Annotated in this window: 23 protein-coding genes and 1 pseudogene; 14 read left to right on the top strand and 10 right to left on the bottom strand. The window is 66.8% G+C overall.

Annotation, left to right across the window (positions count from 1 at the left end; translation table 11 throughout):
- The first annotated feature begins 30 nt into the window (after positions 1-30).
- Positions 31-606, top strand: coding sequence for an orotate phosphoribosyltransferase (pyrE, locus tag FRZ44_RS25390; RefSeq protein ID WP_151179813.1), 576 nt, complete (start codon positions 31-33; stop codon positions 604-606).
- 152 nt (positions 607-758) lie between these two features.
- Positions 759-3020, top strand: coding sequence for an NADP-dependent malic enzyme (locus FRZ44_RS25395; RefSeq protein ID WP_151179814.1), 2262 nt, complete (start codon positions 759-761; stop codon positions 3018-3020).
- Between the two features lie 12 nt (positions 3021-3032).
- On the opposite strand, the gene FRZ44_RS25400 is transcribed toward FRZ44_RS25395, so the two are convergent.
- Together FRZ44_RS25400 and FRZ44_RS25405 are read right to left on the bottom strand one after the other, a co-directional pair.
- On the bottom strand, positions 3033-3428 hold the full coding sequence (locus FRZ44_RS25400) for a rhodanese-like domain-containing protein (RefSeq protein WP_151179815.1): 396 nt from the start codon (positions 3426-3428) through the stop codon (positions 3033-3035).
- Positions 3429-3437: 9 nt separating this feature from the next.
- Positions 3438-4349 carry a hypothetical protein gene (locus FRZ44_RS25405; protein WP_151179816.1) on the bottom strand — a complete coding sequence of 304 codons (912 nt, stop codon included), beginning with the start codon at positions 4347-4349 and terminating at the stop codon, positions 3438-3440.
- A 23-nt stretch (positions 4350-4372) separates the two neighbouring features.
- On the opposite strand from FRZ44_RS25405, the gene FRZ44_RS25410 reads away from it, so the two are divergent.
- From FRZ44_RS25410 to FRZ44_RS25450, 9 genes are all read left to right on the top strand, one after another.
- A complete protein-coding gene (locus FRZ44_RS25410) occupies positions 4373-5836 on the top strand; it encodes an ATP-binding protein (RefSeq protein WP_225308444.1) in 1464 nt (487 codons plus the stop codon).
- Between the two features lie 243 nt (positions 5837-6079).
- Entirely contained in the window at positions 6080-7105 is a 1026-nt protein-coding gene (locus FRZ44_RS25415; RefSeq protein WP_151179817.1) for a PstS family phosphate ABC transporter substrate-binding protein, read from the top strand.
- A gap of 164 nt (positions 7106-7269) precedes the next feature.
- A complete protein-coding gene (pstC, locus tag FRZ44_RS25420) occupies positions 7270-8649 on the top strand; it encodes a phosphate ABC transporter permease subunit PstC (protein WP_151179818.1) in 1380 nt (459 codons plus the stop codon).
- Positions 8642-9946 carry a phosphate ABC transporter permease PstA gene (gene pstA, locus FRZ44_RS25425; RefSeq protein ID WP_151179819.1) on the top strand — a complete coding sequence of 435 codons (1305 nt, stop codon included), beginning with the start codon at positions 8642-8644 and terminating at the stop codon, positions 9944-9946. Before pstC ends, pstA begins: the two co-directional genes overlap by 8 nt.
- Positions 9947-10011: 65 nt before the next feature.
- The gene (gene pstB / locus FRZ44_RS25430; RefSeq protein ID WP_225308733.1) at positions 10012-10788 is read left to right on the top strand and encodes a phosphate ABC transporter ATP-binding protein PstB; all 777 of its coding nucleotides are present in this window, start codon (positions 10012-10014) and stop codon (positions 10786-10788) included.
- A gap of 47 nt (positions 10789-10835) precedes the next feature.
- Positions 10836-11564 (top strand): phosphate signaling complex protein PhoU, encoded by a 729-nt coding sequence (phoU, locus tag FRZ44_RS25435; protein WP_151179820.1) that lies wholly within the window; start codon positions 10836-10838, stop codon positions 11562-11564.
- Positions 11565-11574: 10 nt separating this feature from the next.
- Positions 11575-12279, top strand: coding sequence for a phosphate regulon transcriptional regulator PhoB (gene phoB, locus FRZ44_RS25440; RefSeq protein ID WP_151179821.1), 705 nt, complete (start codon positions 11575-11577; stop codon positions 12277-12279).
- Between the two features lie 273 nt (positions 12280-12552).
- On the top strand, positions 12553-13044 hold the full coding sequence (locus tag FRZ44_RS25445; RefSeq protein WP_151179822.1) for a hypothetical protein: 492 nt from the start codon (positions 12553-12555) through the stop codon (positions 13042-13044).
- A 163-nt stretch (positions 13045-13207) separates the two neighbouring features.
- Positions 13208-13687, top strand: coding sequence for a hypothetical protein (locus FRZ44_RS25450; RefSeq protein ID WP_151179823.1), 480 nt, complete (start codon positions 13208-13210; stop codon positions 13685-13687).
- Between the two features lie 59 nt (positions 13688-13746).
- Here FRZ44_RS25450 and FRZ44_RS25455 read toward each other — a convergent pair whose 3' ends face one another.
- From FRZ44_RS25455 to FRZ44_RS25485, 7 genes are all read right to left on the bottom strand, one after another.
- Positions 13747-14487 (bottom strand): PadR family transcriptional regulator, encoded by a 741-nt coding sequence (locus tag FRZ44_RS25455; protein ID WP_151179824.1) that lies wholly within the window; start codon positions 14485-14487, stop codon positions 13747-13749.
- Between the two features lie 85 nt (positions 14488-14572).
- Positions 14573-15091: an O-acetyl-ADP-ribose deacetylase gene (locus FRZ44_RS25460; RefSeq protein ID WP_151179825.1), complete on the bottom strand. Its 519-nt coding sequence runs from the start codon at positions 15089-15091 to the stop codon at positions 14573-14575.
- Positions 15081-15551 (bottom strand): PIN domain-containing protein, encoded by a 471-nt coding sequence (locus FRZ44_RS25465; RefSeq protein ID WP_151179826.1) that lies wholly within the window; start codon positions 15549-15551, stop codon positions 15081-15083. Before FRZ44_RS25465 ends, FRZ44_RS25460 begins: the two co-directional genes overlap by 11 nt.
- Positions 15541-15792, bottom strand: a complete 252-nt coding sequence (locus tag FRZ44_RS25470) for a type II toxin-antitoxin system Phd/YefM family antitoxin (protein WP_151179827.1) — start codon at positions 15790-15792, stop codon at positions 15541-15543. The genes FRZ44_RS25465 and FRZ44_RS25470 overlap by 11 nt, the downstream gene beginning before the upstream one ends.
- 35 nt (positions 15793-15827) lie before the next feature.
- Positions 15828-17150: an AmpG family muropeptide MFS transporter gene (locus FRZ44_RS25475; RefSeq protein ID WP_151179828.1), complete on the bottom strand. Its 1323-nt coding sequence runs from the start codon at positions 17148-17150 to the stop codon at positions 15828-15830.
- Positions 17151-17227: 77 nt separating this feature from the next.
- Positions 17228-19069 carry a translational GTPase TypA gene (gene typA / locus FRZ44_RS25480; RefSeq protein ID WP_151179829.1) on the bottom strand — a complete coding sequence of 614 codons (1842 nt, stop codon included), beginning with the start codon at positions 19067-19069 and terminating at the stop codon, positions 17228-17230.
- Positions 19070-19092: 23 nt separating this feature from the next.
- Positions 19093-20097: an adenosine kinase gene (locus tag FRZ44_RS25485; protein WP_151179830.1), complete on the bottom strand. Its 1005-nt coding sequence runs from the start codon at positions 20095-20097 to the stop codon at positions 19093-19095.
- Positions 20098-20488: 391 nt separating this feature from the next.
- Between FRZ44_RS25485 and FRZ44_RS25490 the strand changes: the two genes are divergently transcribed.
- Positions 20489-21172 (top strand): EI24 domain-containing protein, encoded by a 684-nt coding sequence (locus tag FRZ44_RS25490; RefSeq protein WP_151179831.1) that lies wholly within the window; start codon positions 20489-20491, stop codon positions 21170-21172.
- Between the two features lie 260 nt (positions 21173-21432).
- The gene (locus tag FRZ44_RS25495; protein ID WP_151179832.1) at positions 21433-21903 is read left to right on the top strand and encodes a hypothetical protein; all 471 of its coding nucleotides are present in this window, start codon (positions 21433-21435) and stop codon (positions 21901-21903) included.
- A gap of 134 nt (positions 21904-22037) precedes the next feature.
- Here the strand turns inward: FRZ44_RS25495 and nth are convergent.
- Positions 22038-22670, bottom strand: a pseudogene (nth, locus tag FRZ44_RS25500) (endonuclease III); the annotation flags it as partial.
- Between the two features lie 168 nt (positions 22671-22838).
- Between nth and FRZ44_RS25505 the strand changes: the two are divergent.
- A complete protein-coding gene (locus tag FRZ44_RS25505) occupies positions 22839-23378 on the top strand; it encodes a DUF2244 domain-containing protein (RefSeq protein ID WP_151179834.1) in 540 nt (179 codons plus the stop codon).

A 23378-nucleotide genomic window follows, 5' to 3' on the forward strand; every position in this document is an offset into this window, starting at 1 on the left:
TGGCGCGGTTTTTCCGGAGGATCAACCCCCATGGCGCTTGCCCGCCGCCGGCCCGAGACAAAGGCCCAGTTCGACCAGCTCAAGGCCATCATCCGCCGCGAATCGCTCCTCACCGGCGGCGAATTCAAGCTCGCCTCCGGCGCCCAGAGCAGCGTGTTCTTCGACATGAAGAAGACGCTGTTCGATCCCGAGGGGGCCTCGCTCGTGGGCGAGCTGATCCTCGATGCCATCGCCGGCGACAACGTCGAGTTCGTCGGCGGACTCGAGTTGGGCGCGGTGCCGATCGCGACCGCGGTCTGCGTCAAGAGCGTGGGAGCAAGGCGTCCGCTCAAGGGCTTCTTCGTGCGCAAGGAGCCCAAGGGCCACGGAACCAACAAGCTGGTCGACGGCCAGTTCAGGGACGGCGCCGACGTGATCGTGCTCGAGGACGTCACCACCACCGGCGGCTCCTCGCTCAAGGCGGTGAACGCGGTGCGCGAGCGCGGCGCCAAGGTGCGCAAGGTCGTCACCATCGTCGATCGTCTGGAAGGCGCGGAAGCCGCTTTCGCGAAGGACGGCATCGAGCTGGTCGCGCTGTTCGACCGCAACGACTTCCTCGATCACTGAAGCCATCGATCCCGCTAGATTTGCGCGACAATACAGGTCTTCGCGCGCTGTTCAGCCGGCTGTACGGCGTTTGACCCGCTAGTCAAGCGCCGGCCAAACATGCAAGCCTTGGCGTTCGGGTGGACCGTGAGCGCGGGAGGCGCAGCCACACCTTGGACGATCGATTGAGCATCACCGAGCAGGAAGCCCTCCTGCTGCATTCCAGCGGCAGACCGGGCAAGATTGCGATCCAGCCCACCAAGCCTCTGACGACACAGCGGGATTTGTCGCTGGCCTATTCGCCGGGCGTGGCTTTTCCCTGCCTCAGGATCCACAAGGACCCGGCAGCGGCCTATGACTACACGGCCAAGGGCAATCTGGTCGCGGTGATCTCGAACGGCACCGCCGTGCTGGGTCTGGGCGATCTGGGTGCGCTCGCCTCCAAGCCGGTGATGGAAGGCAAGGCCGTCCTCTTCAAGCGCTTCGCCGATATCGACGCGATCGACCTCGAGGTCGACACCCACGATGTGGACGAATTCATCAATTGCGTGCGGTTCCTGGGGCCCTCCTTCGGCGGCATCAATCTCGAGGACATCAAGGCGCCGGAATGTTTCATCATCGAGCAGCGCCTGCGCGAGCTCATGGAGATTCCTGTCTTCCATGACGATCAGCACGGCACGGCCATCATCACCACGGCGGGCCTAATCAACGCGTTCGATCTCACGGGGCGCGATTTCAAGACGGCGCGGATGGTGGTGAACGGCGCGGGCGCGGCCGCCATCGCCTGCGTCGAGCTGATCAAGTCGATGGGCATGCCGCATGACAACGTGATCCTGTGCGACACCGCGGGCGTGATCTATCAGGGCCGCGAGAAGGGCATGAACCAGTGGAAGTCGGCCCATGCGGCGAACACCAAGCTGCGCACGCTCGAGGAGGCGATCAAGGGCGCCGACATATTCCTCGGCCTCTCCGCCAAAGGCGCCATGACCGGCGACATGGTCAGGAACATGGCGCAAAAGCCGATCATCTTCGCGATGGCCAATCCCGATCCCGAGATCACGCCCGAGGAAGTCCGGGCGGTGCGCGCGGACGCCATCGTCGCCACGGGCCGCTCGGACTATCCCAACCAGGTCAATAACATCCTGGGCTTCCCCTATATCTTCCGCGGCGCGCTCGACGTGCGCGCCTCGACCATCAACGAGCCGATGAAGATCGCGGCCGCGCGCGCCCTCGCCGATCTCGCCCGCGAGGACGTGCCCGACGAGGTCGACGCCGCCTATGCCGGCCGCCGGCTGCGCTATGGCCCGGAATACATCATCCCGGTGCCGTTCGATCCGCGCCTGGTATCGCGCATCCCGGCCGCCGTGGCGCGCGCCGCGATGGACAGCGGCGTGGCGCGCAAGCCGATCATCGACATGCGGAACTACGAGTCCGAGCTTTCGGCCCGGCTCGATCCGACCGCGGCCGGCCTGCATCTGATCTTCGAGAAGCTCCATGCCAATCCGCGCCGCGTGGTCTTCGCCGAAGGCGAAGAGGAGCGCGTGATCCGCGCGGCGCTCGCCTTCCGCAATGCGGGCTATGGCACGCCGGTCCTGATCGGGCGTGAGGAGCGCATCCAGGAAACCCTCAAATCCGGCGGCCTGGGCGATATCGACGGGCTCGAGATCCACAATGCCCGGCTCTCCAAGCACAATGCGCAATACACCGAGTTCCTCTATCGGCGCATGCAGCGCCAGGGATTGTTGTTCCGTGACTGCCAGCGGCTGGTCAACCAGGACCGCAACATCTTCGCCGCCTGCATGGTGGCGCAAGGCGATGCCGATGCGATGGTGACCGGCATCACCCGCAGCTTCTCCGACGCGCTGGACGATGTGACGCGGGTGATCGATCCGAGGCCGAACGAGCAGCTCCTCGGGCTTTCCATGGTGTTTGCCAAGGGACGCACCGTTTTCATCGCCGACACCTCGGTCAACGAGCTCCCCACCCCCGAGCAGCTGGCCGATATCGCGATCCAGAGCGCCGCGGCCGCGCGGCGGATCGGCCATGAGCCCCGGGTGGCGCTGCTGTCCTTCTCGAATTTCGGCAATCCGCCGCGCGAGAAGGCCGAACGAATCCGCGAGGCGGTCGCGGTGCTCGATCAACGAAAAGTGGATTTCGAGTATGAGGGCGAGATGCAGGCCGACGTGGCCCTCGATTTCGACCTGATGCGCCGGCTCTATCCGTTCTCCCGCCTCAAGGGCCCGGCCAACATCCTGGTCATGCCGGCGCTGCATTCGGCCAACATCTCGGCCAAGCTGATGCAGCAGCTGGGCGGCACCGTGATCGGCCCGGTGCTGATGGGTCTCTCCAAGCCCGCCCAGATCGTCCAGGCCGGCGCCACGGTGTCGGATCTGCTGACGGCGGCGGCGCTCGCCGGTCTGGCGGCGGTCCGCTAAATCCTCGAAGCCTCAGGCGTGCGGCGGGACCGGTTCGACCGGCCCGCCCGCCTTGCGCCAGGCGCCGAAGCCGCCCTCGATATGGGCGACCTTCTCCAGCCCCATATCCTGCGCGGCCTTGGCCGCGAGCGCCGAGCGCCAGCCGCCGGCGCAGAAGAAGACGAACCGCTTGGGCTCGGCGAAAGCCTTGCGGTGATAGGGGCTCTCGGGATCGATCCAGAATTCCAGCATGCCGCGCGGACAGTGGAACGCGCCCGGGATGCGGCCTTCCTTCTCCAGTTCGCGCGGATCGCGCAGATCGACGAACAGCACGTCCTTGTCGCCGTGGAGCGCCAGCGCCTCGGTCACGGCGAGCGTCTGGATCTCGGCGTTGGCCTCCTCCAGCAGCTGGCGAAATCCCTTCTTCATGGCGCCGGCTTAGTTGGTGCCGTCGATCGTCACCGACCGGATCGCGTAGCGGCCGCCGCTGTTGATGATCAGGAAGCCGTCGAAGGGCTTGGTGATCGCCGTGTCCGTGACCGTGATCAGCGCCTTGCCGTCGACCGACACGGTCATGACGCCCGCGCCGTCGCGCAGGAGCTCGATCGAATGGAGCTTGTCGCCTTCGAGCGCCAGCGGCTTGGCGTAGCTGCCGATGGTCGTGGTGGCCTGGCTCGTGACCCGCTGCAGCGCCAGGCTCGGATTGCCGCCCGGGAAATAGGTGACGCGGTAGGCGGTGCTGCCGCCGGGGCCCTGATAGGGGCCGAAATCGAGCCGTCCGAACTTCTCCTTCGAGATCAGATCGAGCCGGGCCTTGAAGACGTTGGAGATGGTGACCGTGGTGTAGATCGAGGCGTAGGTCGCGTTGGTCGTGGTCTGGTTGTTCTGCGGCTGCAGCAGCGCGCCCAGCACGTCGTTCAGCTTGAGGTTCTGGCTGGAGGTCTGGCCCGGCGGAATGATGGTGCTCTTGAGGCCGGTGTTGTTGCCGAGCACATCCACGGTCCAGATGCCGGCCGTCACCTTCCAGGCTGGGTTGGAGGTGTAGTTGCCGTCCTGGAAATTGTCATAAAAGAGACGCAATGTCGGCTGGACCGCGGGCGTCGCCGGGGCTGCCGGTGCCGAGGCCGAGGCGATCAGGTCGCGCAGATCCTGGATGAAGAGCGGATCGGCGGCCTTGGCCTTGTCGGCCTCGTCCACCATCTGCTTCAGCTTGGCGGCGAAGGCCTGCAATTGCGGATTGGAAGCCCCGCCCTGCCAGGCGGAATAGCGGGTGGTCGAAGTGTCGTCGGCCCGGGCACCGCTGATCGCCAGCGCCGTCAAGCCAAGCAGGACGCTGGCGAGGGCCAGCATCGGTGCGCGCATCCATCCCATAAATGTTTTATACAAGCGACGCGCCGGCCGGCAAAGAGCCGATCGGCCGGCCGGCTGCGGCCGTTGGCATGAACGAGGCGAAGCCGCTCGCGACGGAGACGATGCAACTCGGGCCTGGCGATATCTGGCGTGTGACGGGGGTGGCGATCCTGACGCCCCTTTTGCTCCTGCTGCTGCTGGCCGCGGGCGGCTGGCTGGCGATCGGGCCGGCCCTGATCGGCGCCGGCTTCGCGATCCTTTTGGCAGGCCTGGGGATTTATGCCTGGCGCCGGGGCCTGAAGCGGATTGAGCCGCCGGTCGTGCCCGTGCCCGTGGAGCCCCCGCCCGAGCCCGCCCCTGTCGAACCGCCGGCGCCGGCGGTGGCCGACCGGGTGCTCCAGGCCCTGCCCGATCCGGTGCTGCTGGTCGATGGCGAGCGCCATGTGATCCAGGCCAACGCTGCCGCGGAAAGCCAGTTCGGCCGCAACGCCGTGGGCCGCGATCTCTCGGCCATGGTCCGACATCCGGCGCTGATCGACGCGGTCGAGGCGGTGCTGGAAGGCGGTCCCGGCCGCGAGGTCGAGCTGGTGTTCCCGGTGCCGGTGGAGCGAGTCTTGCGCGCGCGCGTCGAGCCTCTGGTGGGGGAGGCCGATCAGCTCCTGGCCCTCATCGCCATCCAGGACATGACGGCCGCGCGACGCACCGATCAGATGCGCGCGGATTTCGTCGCCAATGTCAGCCATGAGCTGCGCACGCCGCTGGCGAGCCTGATCGGCTTCATCGAGACCCTGCAGGGACCGGCGCGCGACGACCCAGAGGCGCACGAGCGCTTCCTCGCTATCATGCAGCAGCAGTCGCAGCGCATGGCCCGGCTCATCGCCGATCTGCTGTCGCTCTCGCGCATCGAGCTCAACGAGCATAAGCCGCCGACCGGCGAAACCGAGCTGGGCCCGATCCTGGGCGGGCTCGCCGATGCGTTGGGGTTGAAGGCCGCCGAGCGCAACATGACGATCCGGCTGGGCGCCCCCGCACCGATCGCCGGCGTCGAGGCCTTCTCGGATCTCGGCAGCATGCCCGCGGTCCAGGGCGATCGCGACGAGCTGACCCAGCTGTTCCAGAACCTGATCGACAACGCCATCAAATATGGCCGGACCGGCACGGCGGTGCGGGTGGCCTGCTGGCGCGAGCCGGTCGAGCTGCCCGGCCGCCGGTCGGGCGGGCGCGCATCGCTGGCGATCGCCGTCATCGACGAGGGCGAAGGCATCGCGCGCGAGCATCTGCCGCGTCTGACCGAGCGCTTCTACCGGGTCGACAAGGCCCGGTCCCGGGATATCGGCGGAACCGGGCTCGGGCTCGCCATCGTGAAGCATATCGTCAGCCGCCACCGGGGCCGGCTGTCGGTCGACAGCACCCCCGGCGTCGGATCGATCTTCACGGTCCATCTGCCCCTGGCGGAAGCCCGAAAGCCGGCCCGGACCCTCGCCTAAAACATAATATTCACAATAGGTTAAAGAATGACCCGCGGAAATCCTGGCGGTGTCATCTGATTGTCATAAATCTGTATTATTTCTGTTGGCGGTGGCGAATAGGTTCGGCCGCGTGACGTCGGGGAAAGAGGCCCCGGGCCGGCTCGTCGGTGGGACGACCGGGCATGACCCGGACCGCTCGAAACCCCGAGGATCGTCATCGTGACTCGCAAGGTCATCACCCTGCCAACGGAGCCCTTTCTCATGAAACATTCCCGCATCCTCGCCGCGACCGCAGCCCTCGCGGTCTTCGCGCTGGCCGGCACGGCCGAAGCGCGCGACCAGATCCGCATCGTCGGATCGAGCACCGTGTTCCCCTTCTCCACCGCCGTCGCCGAGCAGTTCGGCAAGACCGGCAAGTTCAAGACGCCGGTCGTCGAATCGACCGGGACCGGCGGCGGCTTCAAGCTGTTCTGCGCCGGCGCGGGCGAAGATTCGCCGGACATCTCCAATGCCTCGCGCGCCATCAAGGCCAGCGAAATCGAGACCTGCAAGCAGAACGGCGTGACCGAGATCACCGAGATCAAGATCGGCTATGACGGCATCGTCATCGCCAACTCAAAGTCGGGCCCGCAATTCAACTTCACGGTCGAGCAGGTCTGGAAGGCGCTCGCCAAGCAGGTGCCGGTCGACGGCAAGCTGGTGGAGAATCCCTACAAGACCTGGGCCGACATCGACCCCTCCTTCCCGAACGAGAAGATCGAGGTCTATGGCCCGCCGCCGACCTCCGGCACGCGCGACGCCTTCGTCGAGCTGGTGATGGACAAGGGCTGCGAAGCCTCGGTCAAGCCGCTCGGCCTCGATGCCGACGCGACCAAGAAGGCCTGCCAGGCGGTCCGCGAGGACGGCGCCTATGTCGAGGCCGGCGAGAACGACAATCTCATCGTGCAGAAGCTCGAAGCCAACCCGCATTCGCTGGGCATCTTCGGCTTCAGCTTCCTCGATCAGAACGCCGACAAGATCCAGGGCAGCAAGATGGATGGCGTCGTGCCCAGCTTCGAGACCATCGCCGATCATTCCTACGAAGTGTCGCGGCCGCTCTTCATCTATGTGAAGAACGCCCATGTCGGCGTGATCCCGGGCATCAAGGAGTATGTGGCCGAGTTCATGAGCGACAAGGCCTCGGGCGACGAGGGCTATCTGGCCGACAAGGGCCTGATCCCGCTGCCGACCAGCGAGCGTTCCGGCGTAGTGACCAAGGCCATCGCCCTGACGCCGATGGGCAGCTAGCCCGCAGCGACTGAAGACCAAGACCGCTTGCCAGGGAAGGGCGGCCGGCTTCGATCCGATCGAGACCGGCCTCCCGACCTCCCCAGCGGAACGACGACGCGGCGCCGGCGGACCCTGGCGCATCGAAACGAGATCGGCGAAAGGAAACCGGGAGCTCCCAGCGCATGACCACCGCGATCCTCGCCGCCCTGCTCCTTCTCACCGTCATCGGCTTCACGCTCGGCAAGAACCGCTCGATCGCGCTCGCCGGCGGCAACTGGAAGAAGCTGCATTCGCTGCCGAGCTATTACGGCGCCTATGTCGCGCTCTGGTGCGGCCTGCCCGCGCTGATCCTGTTCGGGCTCTGGATCGCGCTCGAGCCGCGCATCCTCGAAACCATCATCGTGCGCGATCTGCCCGTCGCCATGATCGAGAGCGGCCAGGCGCAGCTGGGGCTGATCTTCAACGACATCCGCAACATCGCGGTCTATGGCGTCGGCGACCGCACCATCGATCCGGCCGTGGTCGCCGCGGTCGATCATTATAAGAGCCTGAAGACGATCAGCTTCGCGGCTCTGGCCGTCGCGGTCCTGGCGCTGGCGACCCTGGGCCTCGGCTGGTCGCAGCGCCGCGTGGTGCCCGACATGCGCGCGCGCAACCGGGTCGAGCGCATCGTCATGGTGCTGCTGATCGCCTGCTCCACCCTTTCGGTCCTGACCACGGTCGGGATCGTCATGTCGCTCTTCTTCGAATCGCTGCGCTTCTTCCACGCGGTGCCGTTCTGGGATTTCCTATTCGGCCTGCAATGGAGCCCGCAGACGGCGATGCGCGCCGACCAGGTCGGCAGCTCGGGCGCCTTCGGCGCGGTGCCGCTCTTCGCCGGCACGCTGCTGATCACGATCATCGCCATGGCGGTCGCCGTGCCGGTCGGCCTGCTGGTCGCCGTTTATATGTCGGACTATGCCAGCCGCCGCGGCCGCGCCTTCATCAAGCCGGTGCTCGAGATCCTGGCGGGCATCCCGACCGTGGTCTACGGCTTCTTCGCCGCCCTCACCATGGCGCCCTTCATCCGCGAAGTCGGCGAGGCCGTGGGCCTGTCGGTCGCGTCGGAAAGCGCGCTCGCGGCCGGCCTCGTCATGGGCATCATGATCGTGCCCTTCGTCTCCTCGCTCTCCGACGACGTGATGAACGCGGTGCCGCAGTCCCTGCGCGACGGTTCGGCGGCGCTGGGCGCCACCAAGAACGAGACCATCCGCCAGGTCGTGATCCCGGCGGCGCTGCCCGGCATCGCCGGCGGCGTGCTGCTGGCCGTGTCGCGCGCCATCGGCGAGACCATGATCGTCGTCATGGCGGCCGGCCTCTCCGCGAACCTGACCGCCAATCCGCTCCAGGCGGTCACCACCGTGACCGTGCAGATCGCGACCCTCCTGGTCGGCGATCAGGAATTCGACAGCCCCAAGACGCTCGCGGCCTTCGCGCTGGGCCTGGTGCTGTTCTTCGTCACGCTCTCCCTCAACCTCGTGGCGCTCCATGTCGTCCGCAAATACCGGGAAAGATATGACTGAGATCACGGCCCCCGCCATGCCCGTCCGGCGTCCCGATCTCTCGCAAGCGCGGCTCAAGCGCCGCTACGCGGCCGAGCGTCGCTTCCGCATCTACGGCATCGTCGCCGTGCTGGTCGCCGTCGGCATGCTGGGGGCGCTGCTCGTCACCATCGTCGGCAAGGGCTACAGCGCCTTCTACCGCACCGACATCCGTCTCGCGGTGACGCTCGACCCCGCCGTGATCGACCCGGCGGGAACCAAGGATCCCGACGCGATCATGCAGGCCGATTACACCAAACTCTTGCGCGATGGCCTGCGCCAGCTCTTCCCCGACGTCACCAGCCGCGAAGACAAGCGCGACCTGAATTCGTTGATCAGCTCCGGCGCCGATACCCAGATCCGCAAGATGGTCCAGGCCGATCCTTCCCTGATCGGCCAGACGGTCACGGTCTCGGTCCCGATCGGCCCCGATTTCGACATGCTGGCCAAGGGCTTCATCTCGCGCGACCTGCCGGAGAGCGCGCGCCGCGTCTCCGACAAGCAGATCGGCTGGTATGACCAGCTGCGCCAGCAGGACCGGGTCGAGCATGGCTTCAACTGGAGCTTCTTCACCGCGGGCGACAGCCGCGAGCCCGAGCTCGCCGGCGTGGCCGGATCGGTGGTCGGCACCCTGCTCACCATGCTGGTGACCCTGTCGCTGGCCTTCCCGCTGGCGGTCGCGACCGCTGTCTATCTCGAGGAGTTCGCGCCGAAGAACCGGTGGACCGACCTGATCGAGGTCAACATCAACAATCTGGCAGCGGTGCCCTCGATCGTGTTCGGCCTGCTCGGCCTGGCCGTCTATATCGGCTTCTTCGGCCTGCCCCGCTCCGCCCCGCTGGTCGGCGGCATGGTGCTGTCGCTGATGACGCTGCCGATCATCATCATCGCCACCCGCGCCGCGCTCAAGGCCGTGCCGCCCTCGATCCGCGAGGGCGCGTACGGGATCGGCGCCTCGCCCCTGCAGGTGGTGACGCATCATGTGGTGCCGCTGGCGATGCCCGGCATCCTGACCGGCACCATCATCGGCATGGCCCATGCGCTGGGCGAGACGGCGCCCCTCCTCATGATCGGCATGGTCGCCTTCATCGTCGGCGTGCCCCACGGCGTCACCGACGCCGCCACGGTGCTGCCGGTGCAGATCTATCTCTGGGCCGACAGCCCGGAGCGCGGCTTCGTCGAGAAGACGAGCGCGGCGATCATGGTGCTGCTGGTCTTCCTGGTGCTGATGAACGGCGTCGCCGTCTATCTGCGCCGCCGCTTCGAACGTCGCTGGTAGGAAAGGATACGCTCATGTCGATGGTGACGCTCGCAACCGCGCCGGCCGCAGGCGCCGCGACGGCCATGCCCCTCAAGGGCAACACGCCGGTCAAGATCTCGGCCCGCGACGCCAATGTCTATTACGGCGACAAGCATGCGCTGAAGCATGTCGAGCTCGACATCCGCCGCAACGAAGTGACGGCGCTGATCGGCCCCTCGGGCTGCGGCAAGTCGACCTTCCTGCGCTGCCTCAACCGCATGAACGACGTGATCGAGAATTGCCGGGTGACCGGCACGATCACGCTCGACGGCGAGGACATTTATGCCCGCGAGCTCGACGTCGTGGTGCTGCGCGCGCGGGTGGGCATGGTGTTCCAGAAGCCCAACCCCTTCCCCAAGACGATCTTCGACAACGTGGCCTATGGCCCGCGCATCCACGGCATGGCGACCAACCGGCGCGAGCTGGAGGAGGTGGTGCAGACCAGCCTCGAGCGCGCCGGCCTGTGGAAAGAGGTCAAGGACCGCCTCAAGGACGCCGGCACCGGGCTCTCCGGCGGCCAGCAGCAGCGCCTCTGCATCGCGCGGGCGATTGCCGTCAGCCCCGAGGTGATCCTGATGGACGAGCCCTGCTCGGCGCTCGATCCGATCGCGACCGCCCGCATCGAGGAGCTGATCGACGAACTGCGCCAGAACTACACCATCGTGATCGTCACCCACTCCATGCAGCAGGCCGCGCGCGTCAGCCAGCGCACGGCGTTCTTCCATCTGGGAGAGCTCGTGGAAACCGGCGACACGCCTCAGATCTTCACCAGCCCGAAGGATCAACGGACCCAGGGCTACATCACCGGCCGCTTCGGCTGATCTGAAGCGGCATCGAGACGGAACGACCCAAGGGAGCAGGACGCGACATGACCGCGGAACATATCGTCAAGTCCTTCGACGACGAGCTCAAGCTGCTGAACCGGACGATCGCCCAGATGGGCGGGCTGTCCGAGGTCCAGCTGCAGACGGCGACCGACGCGCTGATGCGCCGGGATGCCGAGCTCGCCGGCAAGGTGATCCAGGCCGACAAGCGCATCGACGAATTGGAACATCAGATCGGCGAGATGGCCGTGCGGATGCTGGCCCTGCGCCAGCCCATGGCCTCCGACCTGCGCGAGGTCGTCGCGGCGCTCAAGATCTCGGCCGATCTGGAACGGATCGGCGACTACGCCACCAACATCGCCAAGCGCGCCATCGCCATCTCGCAGGCCCAGCCGGTGAGCACCTTGCAGGCGATTCCGCGCATGGGTCAGCTGGTGCAGAGCATCATCAAAGACGTGCTCGACGCCTATGTCGACAAGAACGCGGAACGGGCGGTCGCCGCCTGGAGCCGCGATGAAGAAGTCGATTCCCTCTACAACAGCCTGTTTCGCGAGCTGTTGACCTACATGATGGAGGATCCGCGCAACATCGGCTCCTGCATCCACCTGATGTTCATCGCGAAGAACATCGAACGCATCGGTGACCATGCAACAAATATCGCGGAGACCGTCTATTTCCTCGTCCACGGTCGCGGGATCGAAATCGCCAGACCCAAAGGGGATGTCACAAGCTATGCAATCGCACCCACGCCCGGCGGACGCGCCGGCGCCTAGGCCGCAATCGATGCAGAAGCAGCAGGCCAAGCCGCTCGTCCTCGTGGTCGAGGACGAAGCGGCCCTCGTGACGTTGCTGCGCTACAATCTCGAGCGCGAAGGCTTCGAGGTGATCGAGGCCCGCGACGGCGAGGAGGCGCTTCTCCTCGCCAAGGAACGCCGGCCGGATCTGGTCCTGCTGGACTGGATGCTGCCGCTGGTCTCGGGCATCGAGGTCTGCCGCCAGCTCCGCCGCCTGCCCGAGACCCGGGCCGTGCCGGTGGTGATGCTGACGGCGCGCGGCGAGGAGGCCGACAAGGTTCGCGGCCTCGACAGCGGCGCCGACGATTATGTCACCAAGCCCTTCAGCCCCGGCGAGCTGATCGCGCGGCTGCGGGCGTTGCTCCGCCGCTCGCGGCCGGCGCTCGACGGCGACAATCTGCAGTATGAGGACCTGATGATGGACCTCATCGCGCACCGGGTGCGTCGCAACGGGCGCGACATCCATCTCGGGCCGACCGAGTTCCGCCTGCTGCGCCATCTGATGGAGCATCAGGGCCGCGTCTTCACGCGCGAGCAGCTGCTCGATGTGGTGTGGGGTCCCGACGTCTATGTCGAGCCGCGCACGGTCGACGTCCATATCCGGCGGCTGCGCAAAGCGATCAATGACGGGGCGGATTTCGACCTGATCCGCACCGTGCGCTCGGCCGGCTACTCGCTCGACCGCGAACAATAGGTCCAGCGGCCATCGGAAGCGGGCGAAGCCCGCTTCCGATGGCGCGCGGCCTGCCCTCTCCGATATCCCGCCTTCTCGTCACGCGGACGCGATCCATGGGGATTGGCGTCGCGGGTTGGTCGGCACGACATCTGTCAGCGCGCCTGACCGGTTGTAGCGGCTTTTTTAACCCTATCTCGGTTATCGCTGGGCGGAAGGATTGGCGCTCCGGTGACGGCGGAACAGCGGGGGCCGATCCACCCCGTCATCCGCGGAGTCGCTCGGAGACACCCCATGCTCATTCCGGCACGCAAGCTGGCGATAGCGGTCATTGCCTGCGCCTCGGGCTTGTTCCTGATCGCACCCGCCGCCTCGGCGGACGAAGTCGGTGCTTTGTTCGAGGCCGCCGGCCTCGCGAGTACGACGCCGCTCACGGATCAATCCATGAGTCAGTTGCGGGGCGGCGGTTTCGAGACGGCTCTGTCCGGCTTGCTCTTCGGGCTCCTGGAGCAATCCGATGGCGCATCGGTGGCGGGCGCGACACCCAGCGGTGCACACGGCGTTCTGGAAAGCTTCTTTCCGGCATTTCTCGACGAGCTGCCCGCCATCAACCTGGTCGCGGCGGAACTCAATGATCAACCGACCGTGATGCGGATCGGAACCGTGCCGCAGTCGCTCGGTTGCGGCAACGGCCTGTCATGTCCTGTCGGAATGAGCGTTTCTCTTTACGCCGATAACAACGCGTCGGCAGGGAGCCTGTTGCTGAATCTCAACGTCACCCATTGAGAGGTCGACGGAAGGTCAGTCCTGCTTCCGGTTGAACATGACGAAGATTTGAGGATCGATCTAACTTTTGATGGCGCTTGCGTTCTAGAACGCCGCCGGACCGGGTGTTAGGTTTCCGCATCACCCGAACCCCTCAGGCCCAGTGTCGCAACGGAGGCCTTCCATGCTGGTTTCAGCAGGCAAGCTGGCGTTTCTCGGCATTGCCGGTGTTCTGACCCTCTCGTCCGTCCCCTGCTTTGCCGATGACGCCGCCCTCGGCGCCGACCGCATCGGTCTTGTCGATGCGGTCGCGTTGAGCGATCGCGACATGGGCGAGATGCGCGGCACCGGATTTCTCGGCGCCCTGACGCAAGGGATGCTGGGCACATTGACGCCCGCGGCGAGGACGGCGCTCGCCAATGGCAGCCAGAGCACGCTCAACGCGTTGACCGGTTTCATCCCGACGCTGCTGAGCGTGCTGCCGCCGGGCAACACCGTCTCGGCGCAGATCGGCACGGGGCCGGCCGTGACCCAGAATGGAACCGGGCCGCAGTCGCTCGGCTGCGGCAGCGGCATCACCTGCGGTCCCGGAACCTCGGTCTCGCTCTCGAGCAGCAGCAACCCTGCGTCGGCCAGCGCCAGCCTGAGCTTCACGCTGCATTGAGACCGACGAGAATCCGCCCGAGGCCTCTCGACGCGAGAGACCTCGGTGGATTCTCAGGCTCACCTGCCGCGGATGTCCGAGGCCGCGCGGCGCAGGATTGCCGCGATACGGGCCTGCTCTTCCGGCGACGCATCCTCGAGCTCGTTCAGCGCGCGCTTGATGTCGCGCCTCGCCTCGAGGATCTCGGGCAGCACGCCGCCGCGCCGGCGCCGGCCCAAAGGCCAGGCATCGCGATCCTCGCGACGATCGGTATCGCCGCGCTCGCCGGCCGCGCCACCCTCTGCCATCAGGCGCTGCGCCTCGGCGAACCTGGCGCCGACCTCGGCCAGCTCGGCCAGGATCGTGTCCGCGGTCGCGCGGTTCTCCGTGAGGAAGGCCTGGCCCGCCTCGTTGATGCGGTAGAGCTTCTTGTTGGCCTCGGCCTCGACCGTCGCGAACCCGATCTCCTCGAGATAGGTCAGCGCCGGATAGATCATGCCGGGGCTGGGCGCGTAGAAGCCGTGGCTGCGTTCCTCGAGCTCCTTGATCAGCTCATAGCCATGGCGCGGCTGCTCGGCCAGGAGCGCCAGCAGGATCAGCTGCAGATCGCTCGAGCCCAGGCGCCTGCCGAGGCGGAAGCCCCGCCCGCCATGATGGCCCGAGCCGCCATGGCCACCGCGCCCCCGTCCGCCGAACAGTCCACGGAACTCGCCGTCCCGTCCGCCCCGTCCCGCACAGTCACGGTCGCGGTCGCGGTCGCGGTCGCGGCCATGGCGATGCCAGCCGCGTCTATCGTCATGGTCTTCAATGTGAATTCTCATAGTCTAGGGTTCTTTTTTCATCATTAGACATATCGTAAGATATGTTTTTCGATGAAAATGTCAAGGCCGCTGGAATCGGCGCGACTCAGTTCGGGGAGAGGGCTTGCCGATAGGCGGCGGCCACGTCGGGCCCGAAGCAGGCGAAGATCACGCGCTCCGGCGCGCCTGGGCGCGCCAGCTCCTCGCGCACCGTGGCGACCGCGATGCGGGTCGCGGGTGCGAGCGGATAGCCATAGATCCCGGTCGAGATCGCCGGAAAGGCGATCGAGCGGCACCCCCGGTCGGCGGCGATGCGCATCGCGGCGCGATAAGCGCCTTCGAGCTTGTCGGGCTCGCCATTGCCTCCGCCCTGCCAGACCGGCCCCACCGCATGGATGACGAAACGCGCCTTGAGCTTGAAGCCCGGCGTCGCCCGAGCGCCGCCGGTGGCGCAAGGCGCGAGGCGCGCGCAGGCCGCCGCCAGCTCCGGCCCCGCGGCGCGATGAATGGCGCCGCAGACGCCCCCGCCCGGTGCCAGGCGCTCATTGGCGGCGTTGACGATCGCATCGACCTCGAGCGCGGTGATGTCGCCTTCGAAGAGCTCGATGCGGGGATCAGTCGTCATCGTTCGGCTCGGCCAGCAGGAAGGCCAGGGGTGCCGGCAAATCCCGCGCGAAGGGATTCACGATCTCGACCTGGCCCATTCGCGCCTTGCCGTCGAAATCCTCGCTCAGCAGCAGATGGCATTCGTTCGCTTCGAGGCAGGCGATCTGCGTCGCCTGCGCCAGCTCGGCACGGCCGGCCGTCACCAGGGCCAGCGCCGCATCCAGCGTTGTCGCGGTCGGCGAGACCACGGGAAAGATCGAGATCCAGTCGCGCACCAGCTGCGCCGCATCGCTGAGCGCCATCTTCTCCTTGCGCGTGACGGCGGCGAAGAACTCGGTCACCGCCTGCAGCGAGAGGATGCAATCGCCGTCGAGCGCCTTCGTCACCAGCCGCGCCGCGATCCGATGCTTCTCGCCGGCCGCGCGGTCGATCGCGCAGAAGAGGATGCCGGCGTCAAGCGAGAACCGGTCAGCGGCCATGGATGTCCTTGCGGCTGGGCGCCTTGCCGCCGAGATCGAAGCCCTTCTCCATCACGCGCCGGACCCGCTTCCAGGCCGCTTCCTGCGCCGGCGTCAGCTTGCGCTTCTTCGAGACCGGTTCGATCCGCGCGACCGGCTCGCCGCGGCGCGTGACGATGTAGGTCTGTCCGGATTCGACCTGGCGCACGATCTCGGCGAATTGCTGGTTGGCATCGCGCAGCGAGATGGTCTTCTCGTCCATGGCGGCACTCCTTGAAGGGGCTACAAGCGTAGCCCTCAGGGCGCCGACGGCAAGGGCTTTGCGGGCGTGGGATAGAGCCGCATCAGCCAGAACAGCAGCAGCAGGCCCGGCACCGCCAGGAAGGCCGTCGAGATGAAGAAGGGCGCCCAGCCGAGCTCGGCCGCGAGCCAGCCGGAGCCTGAGGACAGCATGGTCCGGCCGGCGGCCATGAAGGAGCTCAGCAGCGCATATTGCGTACCGGTAAAGGCGACGTTGCAGAGGCTCGAGAGATAGGCGACGAAGGCGGCCGAGCCCACGCCATTGGCGAAATTGTCGGCGCCGATCGTGACCGTCAGCGCCACCAGGTCGTGGCCTTCGACGGCGACCCAGGCATAGAGCAGGTTCGTCGCCGCCTGCAGCACGCCGCCCAGCACCAGCGCGCGATAGAGCCCGTAGCGCGCGACGATGAGACCGCCGGCGGCGACGCCGACCAGCGTCATGATCACACCGAAGACCTTGGAGATGGCCGCGATCTCGGTGCCGGTGAAACCCATCTCGGCATAGAAGGGATTGGCCATGGTGCCGCCGATGGCGTCGCCGAACTTGTAGAGCAGCACGAAGGCGAGCACGACGAGGGCGCCCGGCCGGAACAGGAATTCGGCGAAGGGATCCCAGACCGATTGCTTGATCTGCAGCAGCACCGGCTGGCGCGCCAGATTGCGCCAGCTCTCGGGCGGCGTCGGCTCCGGTGCGATCAGGACCGCGACCATGCCGATGCCGACCGCGGCCGCGAGGCCGGCGAAGATCACGGGCCAACCGATGAAATCGGAGGCCGCCAGCGCCCCGGCACCGGCGAGGATCAGCCCCAGCCGGTAGCCGGCCTGGGTCGCGGCGGCGCCGGCCCCCTGTTCCTCCTCGGAGAGGATCTCGATGCGATAGGCATCGATGGCGATGTCCTGGGTCGCCGAGAAGAACGCGACCAGCAACGCCGCCAGCGCCGTCCACCAGGGGTCGGTGGCGGGATCGGTCGCGCCCATGAAGAGGATCGCCGCCACCAGGCAGGCTTGCGTCAGGAGCGCCCAGCCGCGCCGGCGCCCGAGCCAGCGCGTCAGCAGCGGCAGCCGGATCTGATCGACGATCGGCGCCCAGACGAATTTGAAGCTGTAGGGCACGCCCACCAGCGCGAACAGCCCGATGGTGGTGAGATCGACGCCCGCCTTCTTCAGCCAGTAGGACAGGGTCGAGAGGGTGAGGAGCAGCGGCAGGCCGCTCGAGAACCCCATCAGCAGGATGACCAGAATGCGCCGGTCGAGATAGACCTTGAGCGTCTCCCGCCAATTGCGGCGCGCTTGCGCCCGCCCTGCGCTGCTGCTGTCCATCGACTCGGGGCCCCGCGAAATGCCGCGGCCCTTATAACGCACCGGGCGCGGGATGTCGCCCGGGCGAGACCGTCGGTTTACGAGGCCTGCGCCTCGGCCGAGCGCGAGGCGCGCTTGCGGGCGTTGGGGTCGAGCAGCTTCTTGCGCAGGCGGATCGATTTCGGCGTCACCTCGACCAGCTCGTCCTCCTCGACATAGGCGATCGAGGCCTCGAGCGACATCTGGCGCGGCGGCGTCAGGCGGATCGCCTCGTCCTTCGAGGTGGTGCGGATGTTGGTGAGCTGCTTGGTCTTGAGCGGATTGACCTCGAGATCGTTGCCGCGGCTGTGCTCGCCGATGATCATGCCCTCATAGACCGCCTCGCCCGGATTGATGAAGAGGGGCCCTCGCTCCTCGAGATACCAGAGCGCGTAGGCGACGGCCGAGCCGCCGCCGGTCGAGATCAGCACGCCGTTGCGCCGGCCCTCGATCGGGCCCTTATGCGGCGCATAGCCGTGGAAGAGCCGGCTCATGATGCCGGTGCCGCGGGTGTCGGTCAGGAACTCGCCGTGATAGCCGATCAGGCCGCGCGACGGGACCAGGAAGTTGACGCGGGTCTTGGCGCCGCCCGAGGGCCGCATGTCGGTCATCTCGCCGCGGCGCTGGCCCAGCTTCTCGACCACCACGCCGACATAATCCTCGTCGACATCGACCACGACTTCCTCGATCGGCTCGAGGCGCTGGCCGGTGGCGGGATCGCTGCGATAGATCACGCGCGGCCGGCTGATCGACATCTCGTAGCCTTCGCGGCGCATGGTCTCGATCAGGACGCCCAGCTGCAGCTCGCCGCGGCCGGCCACCTCGAAGGCGTCCTTGTCGGAGGATTCCTTCACGCTGATCGCGACATTGCCTTCCGCTTCGCGCATCAGGCGCGCGCGCAGCATGCGGCTCGTCACCTTGTCGCCTTCACGGCCCGCCAGCGGCGAATCGTTGATTGTGAAGGTCATGGAGAGGGTGGGCGGATCGATCGCCTGCGCCGCGATCGGCTTCTCGACGGCGGGATCGCAGATCGTGTCGGCGACCGTGGTCTCGGTCAGGCCGGCGATGGCGACGATGTCGCCCGCCTCGACCTCGTCGACCGAGACCCGCTCGATGCCGCGGAAGGCCAGGAGCTTCGTCAGGCGACCCTGCTCGATCACCTCGCCGTCCGGGCGCAGGCTCTTCACCATCATGTTGGCGCGGGCGCGGCCGGAATGGATGCGGCCGGTCAGCACGCGGCCCAGATAGGGATCGTATTCGAGCGTCGTGACCAGCATGTCGAACGGCGCGTCGGCATCCGCCACCGGCGGCTTCACATGGCGCACGATCAGGTCGAACAGCGGCGCCATGTCCTTATGCTCGCCTTCGAGCTCGACCGACGCCCAGCCCTGCTTGGCCGAAGCGAACAGGGTCGGGAAATCGAGCTGCTCGTCATTGGCGTCGAGCGCCGCGAACAGGTCGAACACCTCGTCATGGACTTCATGGGCGCGCGCGTCCGGACGGTCGGCCTTGTTGATGACCACGATCGGGCGCAGGCCTTTCGCCAAGGCTTTCGTGGTGACGAACTTGGTCTGCGGCATCGGCCCCTCGGCCGCGTCCACCAGCACCACCACGCCGTCGACCATGCTCAGGATGCGCTCGACCTCGCCGCCGAAATCGGCATGGCCCGGCGTGTCGACGATGTTGATCTGCATGCCCTTCCAGGTGACGGAGGTGCATTTCGCCAGGATTGTGATGCCGCGCTCGCGCTCGAGCTCGTTCGAATCCATGACCCGCTCCGCCACCTGCTGGTTGGCGCGGAAGGTGCCGGACTGCCGGAGCAGCTGATCGACCAGCGTCGTCTTGCCATGGTCGACATGGGCGATGATGGCGATGTTGCGGATGTGATTGTGACCGGTCATGGCGTCGAGCCTTGCTTCTTTCTTCAGACGAAATCGGACAGCACCTGTTCGGCGAGCGGCACTTCCGGCCGCGCGCCCAGATGCTGGATCACTTCGGCGGCCGCCAGGCTGGCGATCCGTCCGCAGGAGGCGAGACTGCGACCGGTGACGAGTCCGTAGAGGAACCCCGCCGCATACTGGTCGCCGGCCCCGGTGGTATCGACCAGACGCATGACAGGCGCCGGATCGATCACGTGAAGTTCTCGGCCCGACAGCACGACCGAGCCCTTTTCGCTGCGCGTCAGCGCCGCGATCCGGGTCTTGCCCCGCGTCTTCTGCAGCGCCGCGTCGAAATCGGCGACCTCCCAGAGCGAGCAGATCTCCTGCTCGTTGGCGAACAGGATGTCGACATGGTTCTCGACCAGCTGCTGGAACTCCGCGCGATGGCGATCGACGCAGAAGGCGTCGGAGAGGCTCAAGGCCACCATCCGGCCCGCGCGATGCGCCGCCTCGGCCGCCTTCAGGAAGGCGAGCTTGGCGTGCGGCGGATCCCAGAGATAACCCTCCAGATAGGTAATCTTGGCCCGCTCTACCAGGGCCTCGTCGATATCGAGCTCGGTCAGCTCGAGGCAGGCGCCCAGGAAGGTCCCCATGGTGCGCTGGCCGTCCGGCGTCACGAAGACGAGACAGCGCGCGGTGGGGGCGCCCTCGGTCGCGGGCAGGGTGTCGAAATGGATGCCGAGCGATTTGATGTCGTGACGGAAGATACCGCCGAACTGGTCGTTCGAGACCTTGCCGATGAAGCCGGCGCGCGCGCCCAGGATCGCCAGGCCGGCGATGGTGTTGGCGGCCGAGCCGCCCGAGGCTTCCATGGCGGGACCGGCCGCGCGATAGAGCTGGTCGGCGCGGGTCGCGTCGATCAGCTGCATGCTGCCCTTGGCCAGATCCGAACGCGCGAGGAAACGCTCGTCGGCATGGCTCAGCACATCGACAATGGCGTTGCCGATGCCGAGCACGTCGATATCCGCGGGAGCCGGGCTGTTGGCCATGCGTCGATCTCGATCCTGGAGGTCGCCGGAGCGCCCTCTGCTGAACGGGCCCAGGCCCCTCACGGGCGGGCGGGTCTGTGCCGGGAAAAACAGGCGCCGCCCAAAGGGCCTGAAATCGAGTTCAGGCAGATCCGGGCGGCGCGCGCGGCGGAGTATAGCCAGCGGCCGCCCAATCTCAAGCAAACTCAGGCCCCTCAGCGCTTCCGCCGCAGCCGGGGCCCCGGGGCGAAAAGACCGGTATTTCCGAGGCTTCGAGGCCGAGACCCCTGGCGCCGGAGGGTTCGCACCCCCAATTCCAGCGGCGGGCGCCATTGATCGCCCCGCCGCGCCTGGCTAAATCATTGTCCAGAAATGCCTTTCCTTCCCTCCCCCCAGTCCGAGGCCCCGCCCCATGTTCAGTGCCCTTGCCGCCGCCTTCGGCGACCTCGGCAATCCTCGCGTCCGCGCCGTGCTGTGGAAGAGCCTGGGGCTGGCGCTTGTCGTGCTGGCGCTGCTCTCAGTCGGGCTCTGGTTCCTGACGGCCTGGCTGGCGCATTTCGACATCGGCTGGCTCGACAAGGTGATCGAGTTCGCGGCCGGCTTCGGGGTGGTGATCCTGGCCTGGTTCCTGTTCCCGGCCGCCGTCACCAGCACGCTCGGCGTTTTCCTCGACGAGGTCAGCGACACGGTCGAGCAGGCGCATTACCCGCTGCTGCCGCCGGCCCGGCCGCAATCCTGGGGCGAGATCATTCGCCAGACCCTGGCCTTCACCGCCGTCGCGGTCGGGCTCAACCTGCTGCTGCTCCCTTTCTACCTGCTGCTGCTCTGGTTTCCGCCGGCTTATGCCGTGCTGTTCTATGGCGTGAACGGCTATCTGCTCGGCCGGGAATATTTCGAGCAGGTCGCCATGCGCCGGATGGATCCGGAGGCCGCACGCCGGCTGCGCCGCGCCCATCAAGGGCGAATCGTTCTCGCTGGCATTGCCATCGCCTTCCTCCTGACGGTGCCGATCCTCAACCTGATCGCGCCGGTGCTTGCGACAGCCTTCATGGTGCATCTCTCGATGGCGCTGATGGCGCCGCCGTCCCGTCGCTGACGCGTCGCTCCGTCGCACCGGCCGATCGGAATCGCATCCCAGGTCAGCGCCTCGAAACGCTCCGTGGAATCCGTATGGCTGCGCCCCAAAAAAATCTTAGGAAAATTTTCCGAAAATGCGGGACAACCCGGTGACGAATCAGTAACGATTGTGTCATAGCATTTGGGCGCGACGAGATTGGTGCGGCACCCCTGGCTGGTTGGTCTCGCATCGAACTGTTGGATGGGCATCTCGGTCGCGCAGGGCGCCGGACTCCGGCGATGAGTTTTATGTTGAGTTTCAACAGGTTGATGGGGATGGTCGCGACCGGGCTGATGGCCCTGGCGCTGACCGCCTGCGCCAGCCGGACCCTGCCGCCGAGCGCTTCGGCCGCGCCCGCCACCAGCACCGTCAGCACCGCGCAGACCCCGGCCCCGGCCGTTCAACAGGCGACCGCCACCGCACCGGACACGACCGAGAGTGCCAATTCCAAAGACCTGATGGGCATGGGTCCGGACCAGCTGCAGCATCTCTTCGGTCATCCGCAGCTGGTTCGCAGCGAGACGGGCGCCGAGATCTGGCAGTACCGCGCCCAGGCCTGCGTCCTCGATCTCTATCTCTATCCGCAGGAAGCTGCCGGCACGCCGCTGCGTGTGACCTACCTCGAAGCGCGCGACCGTTCGGCGGCGAGCCTTGCCGCCGATCCTTGCGTCTCGGCGCTCATGACCGAGAAGCGCATCAGCGCCCTCTAAGCCGGCCCCTTCTTCTTCTTCAGTCTGGCGCGCTTGGGCGAAGGCTTGCCTTTGGCCTTTCCCGAGCCTTTGGCGTTTTCCGATTTTCCTTTTTTTGCCAATGACTTAGGAGACGTCGGCGCGACCGGATCGACGGCCAGCAGCTTGCCTTTGAACTGGCAGAGATCGTTGATCAGGCAACGCGGGCAGTCGGGCTTGAGCGCCTTGCAGACATAGCGCCCATGCAGGATCAGCCAGTGATGGGCATGGAGCTTGTAGGCAGGCGGCACCACCTTCTCGAGCCGGTCCTCGACCTCGCGCGGCGTCTTGCCCGGCGCCAGGCCGGTGCGATTGCCGACGCGGAAAATATGCGTATCGACCGCGATGGTCGCTTCGCCGAAGGCGATGTTGAGCACGACATTGGCGGTCTTGCGTCCGACGCCCGGCAGCGTCTCCAGCACCTCGCGCTGCTTCGGCACCTCGCCGCCATGCTGCGCCAGCAGGATCTCCGAGAGCCGGATGACGTTCTTCGCCTTGGTGTTGAAGAGACCGATGGTGCGGATGTAAGGACGCAGCCGCTCCTCGCCCAGCGCCACCATCTCGGCCGGCGTCTGCACGATCTTGAACAGCGGCTCGGTTGCCTTGTTGACGCTGGCGTCGGTCGCCTGGGCCGAGAGCACCACCGCGACCAGAAGCGTAAAGGGATTGATGAACTGGAGCTCGCCGCGCGGATCCGGGTTGTGGGCCTGGAAGCGGCGGAACATCTCCTCGATCTGGGCGGGCTTCATGAGCGGAATGTCTGGCCTCCGGCGCCACCGGTCGTGCCCCGAGCGGGAACGGTATGAGAACCTTCTATAGCAGGCGGGCCGAGCCCCGCGAAGCCGTTGGGATATCCCCCGAAAATTGCCAAGACCGTCACTTTGCGAAGGCGCCCCCCGGACTTATAGTGGCGGCCCATGGGCAATGAACAGGGCACCCCCCTGCCGCTCGACCGCGACGAGGCGGCGGCACAGGAAAGCGACGTGACCGCGCCGGCGGAAGCCGTGCTGCTGGACGCCGTGCTCACGCCCTATCGCAGCCTGCCGCCCGCGGGCTTCGCCATCCTGATGACCGCGATCGGCGCCGTCGGCTTCTTCGCCGGCATTGCCTTCCTCACGATCGGCGCCTGGCCCATCACCGGCTTCGGCGTGATCGAGATCGGCCTCTTCTATCTGCTGTTCCGTCTCAACTATCGCAGCGCCCGCCAGTTCGAGCGGATCCGGCTCACGCCGAGCCTGCTGACGGTCGAGCGCCACGACCTCAAGGGCCGGGTCCAGCGCTGGAGCTTCCAGCCCTACTGGCTCAAGGTGCAGCTCGACGAGCCGATCGAATCCGACACGCCGCTGCTGCTGCGCTCGCACGGCAATGCGCTCGCGATCGGGCGCTTCCTGTCGCCGGCCGAGCGGCTCGACTTCGCCAATGCGCTGAAAGCCGCCCTGGTCTCCGCGCGGCGCTGA

The sequence above is a fragment of the Hypericibacter terrae genome, from assembly GCF_008728855.1.
Taxonomy (GTDB): domain Bacteria; phylum Pseudomonadota; class Alphaproteobacteria; order Dongiales; family Dongiaceae; genus Hypericibacter; species Hypericibacter terrae.

Excerpts from the sequence above, each read along its gene's own strand:
- pyrE (WP_151179813.1), top strand. The coding sequence starts at position 31 with ATGGCGCTTGCCCGCCGCCGGCCCGAGACAAAGGCCCAGTTCGACCAG.
- FRZ44_RS25400 (WP_151179815.1), bottom strand. The coding sequence starts at position 3,428 with ATGAAGAAGGGATTTCGCCAGCTGCTGGAGGAGGCCAACGCCGAGATC.
- FRZ44_RS25405 (WP_151179816.1), bottom strand. The coding sequence starts at position 4,349 with ATGCTGGCCCTCGCCAGCGTCCTGCTTGGCTTGACGGCGCTGGCGATC.
- FRZ44_RS25410 (WP_225308444.1), top strand. The coding sequence starts at position 4,373 with ATGTTTTATACAAGCGACGCGCCGGCCGGCAAAGAGCCGATCGGCCGG.
- FRZ44_RS25415 (WP_151179817.1), top strand. The coding sequence starts at position 6,080 with ATGAAACATTCCCGCATCCTCGCCGCGACCGCAGCCCTCGCGGTCTTC.
- pstC (WP_151179818.1), top strand. The coding sequence starts at position 7,270 with ATGACCACCGCGATCCTCGCCGCCCTGCTCCTTCTCACCGTCATCGGC.
- pstA (WP_151179819.1), top strand. The coding sequence starts at position 8,642 with ATGACTGAGATCACGGCCCCCGCCATGCCCGTCCGGCGTCCCGATCTC.
- pstB (WP_225308733.1), top strand. The coding sequence starts at position 10,012 with ATGCCCCTCAAGGGCAACACGCCGGTCAAGATCTCGGCCCGCGACGCC.
- phoU (WP_151179820.1), top strand. The coding sequence starts at position 10,836 with ATGACCGCGGAACATATCGTCAAGTCCTTCGACGACGAGCTCAAGCTG.
- phoB (WP_151179821.1), top strand. The coding sequence starts at position 11,575 with ATGCAGAAGCAGCAGGCCAAGCCGCTCGTCCTCGTGGTCGAGGACGAA.
- FRZ44_RS25445 (WP_151179822.1), top strand. The coding sequence starts at position 12,553 with ATGCTCATTCCGGCACGCAAGCTGGCGATAGCGGTCATTGCCTGCGCC.
- FRZ44_RS25450 (WP_151179823.1), top strand. The coding sequence starts at position 13,208 with ATGCTGGTTTCAGCAGGCAAGCTGGCGTTTCTCGGCATTGCCGGTGTT.
- FRZ44_RS25455 (WP_151179824.1), bottom strand. The coding sequence starts at position 14,487 with ATGAGAATTCACATTGAAGACCATGACGATAGACGCGGCTGGCATCGC.
- FRZ44_RS25460 (WP_151179825.1), bottom strand. The coding sequence starts at position 15,091 with ATGACGACTGATCCCCGCATCGAGCTCTTCGAAGGCGACATCACCGCG.
- FRZ44_RS25465 (WP_151179826.1), bottom strand. The coding sequence starts at position 15,551 with ATGGCCGCTGACCGGTTCTCGCTTGACGCCGGCATCCTCTTCTGCGCG.
- FRZ44_RS25470 (WP_151179827.1), bottom strand. The coding sequence starts at position 15,792 with ATGGACGAGAAGACCATCTCGCTGCGCGATGCCAACCAGCAATTCGCC.
- FRZ44_RS25475 (WP_151179828.1), bottom strand. The coding sequence starts at position 17,150 with ATGGACAGCAGCAGCGCAGGGCGGGCGCAAGCGCGCCGCAATTGGCGG.
- typA (WP_151179829.1), bottom strand. The coding sequence starts at position 19,069 with ATGACCGGTCACAATCACATCCGCAACATCGCCATCATCGCCCATGTC.
- FRZ44_RS25485 (WP_151179830.1), bottom strand. The coding sequence starts at position 20,097 with ATGGCCAACAGCCCGGCTCCCGCGGATATCGACGTGCTCGGCATCGGC.
- FRZ44_RS25490 (WP_151179831.1), top strand. The coding sequence starts at position 20,489 with ATGTTCAGTGCCCTTGCCGCCGCCTTCGGCGACCTCGGCAATCCTCGC.
- FRZ44_RS25495 (WP_151179832.1), top strand. The coding sequence starts at position 21,433 with ATGAGTTTTATGTTGAGTTTCAACAGGTTGATGGGGATGGTCGCGACC.
- FRZ44_RS25505 (WP_151179834.1), top strand. The coding sequence starts at position 22,839 with ATGGGCAATGAACAGGGCACCCCCCTGCCGCTCGACCGCGACGAGGCG.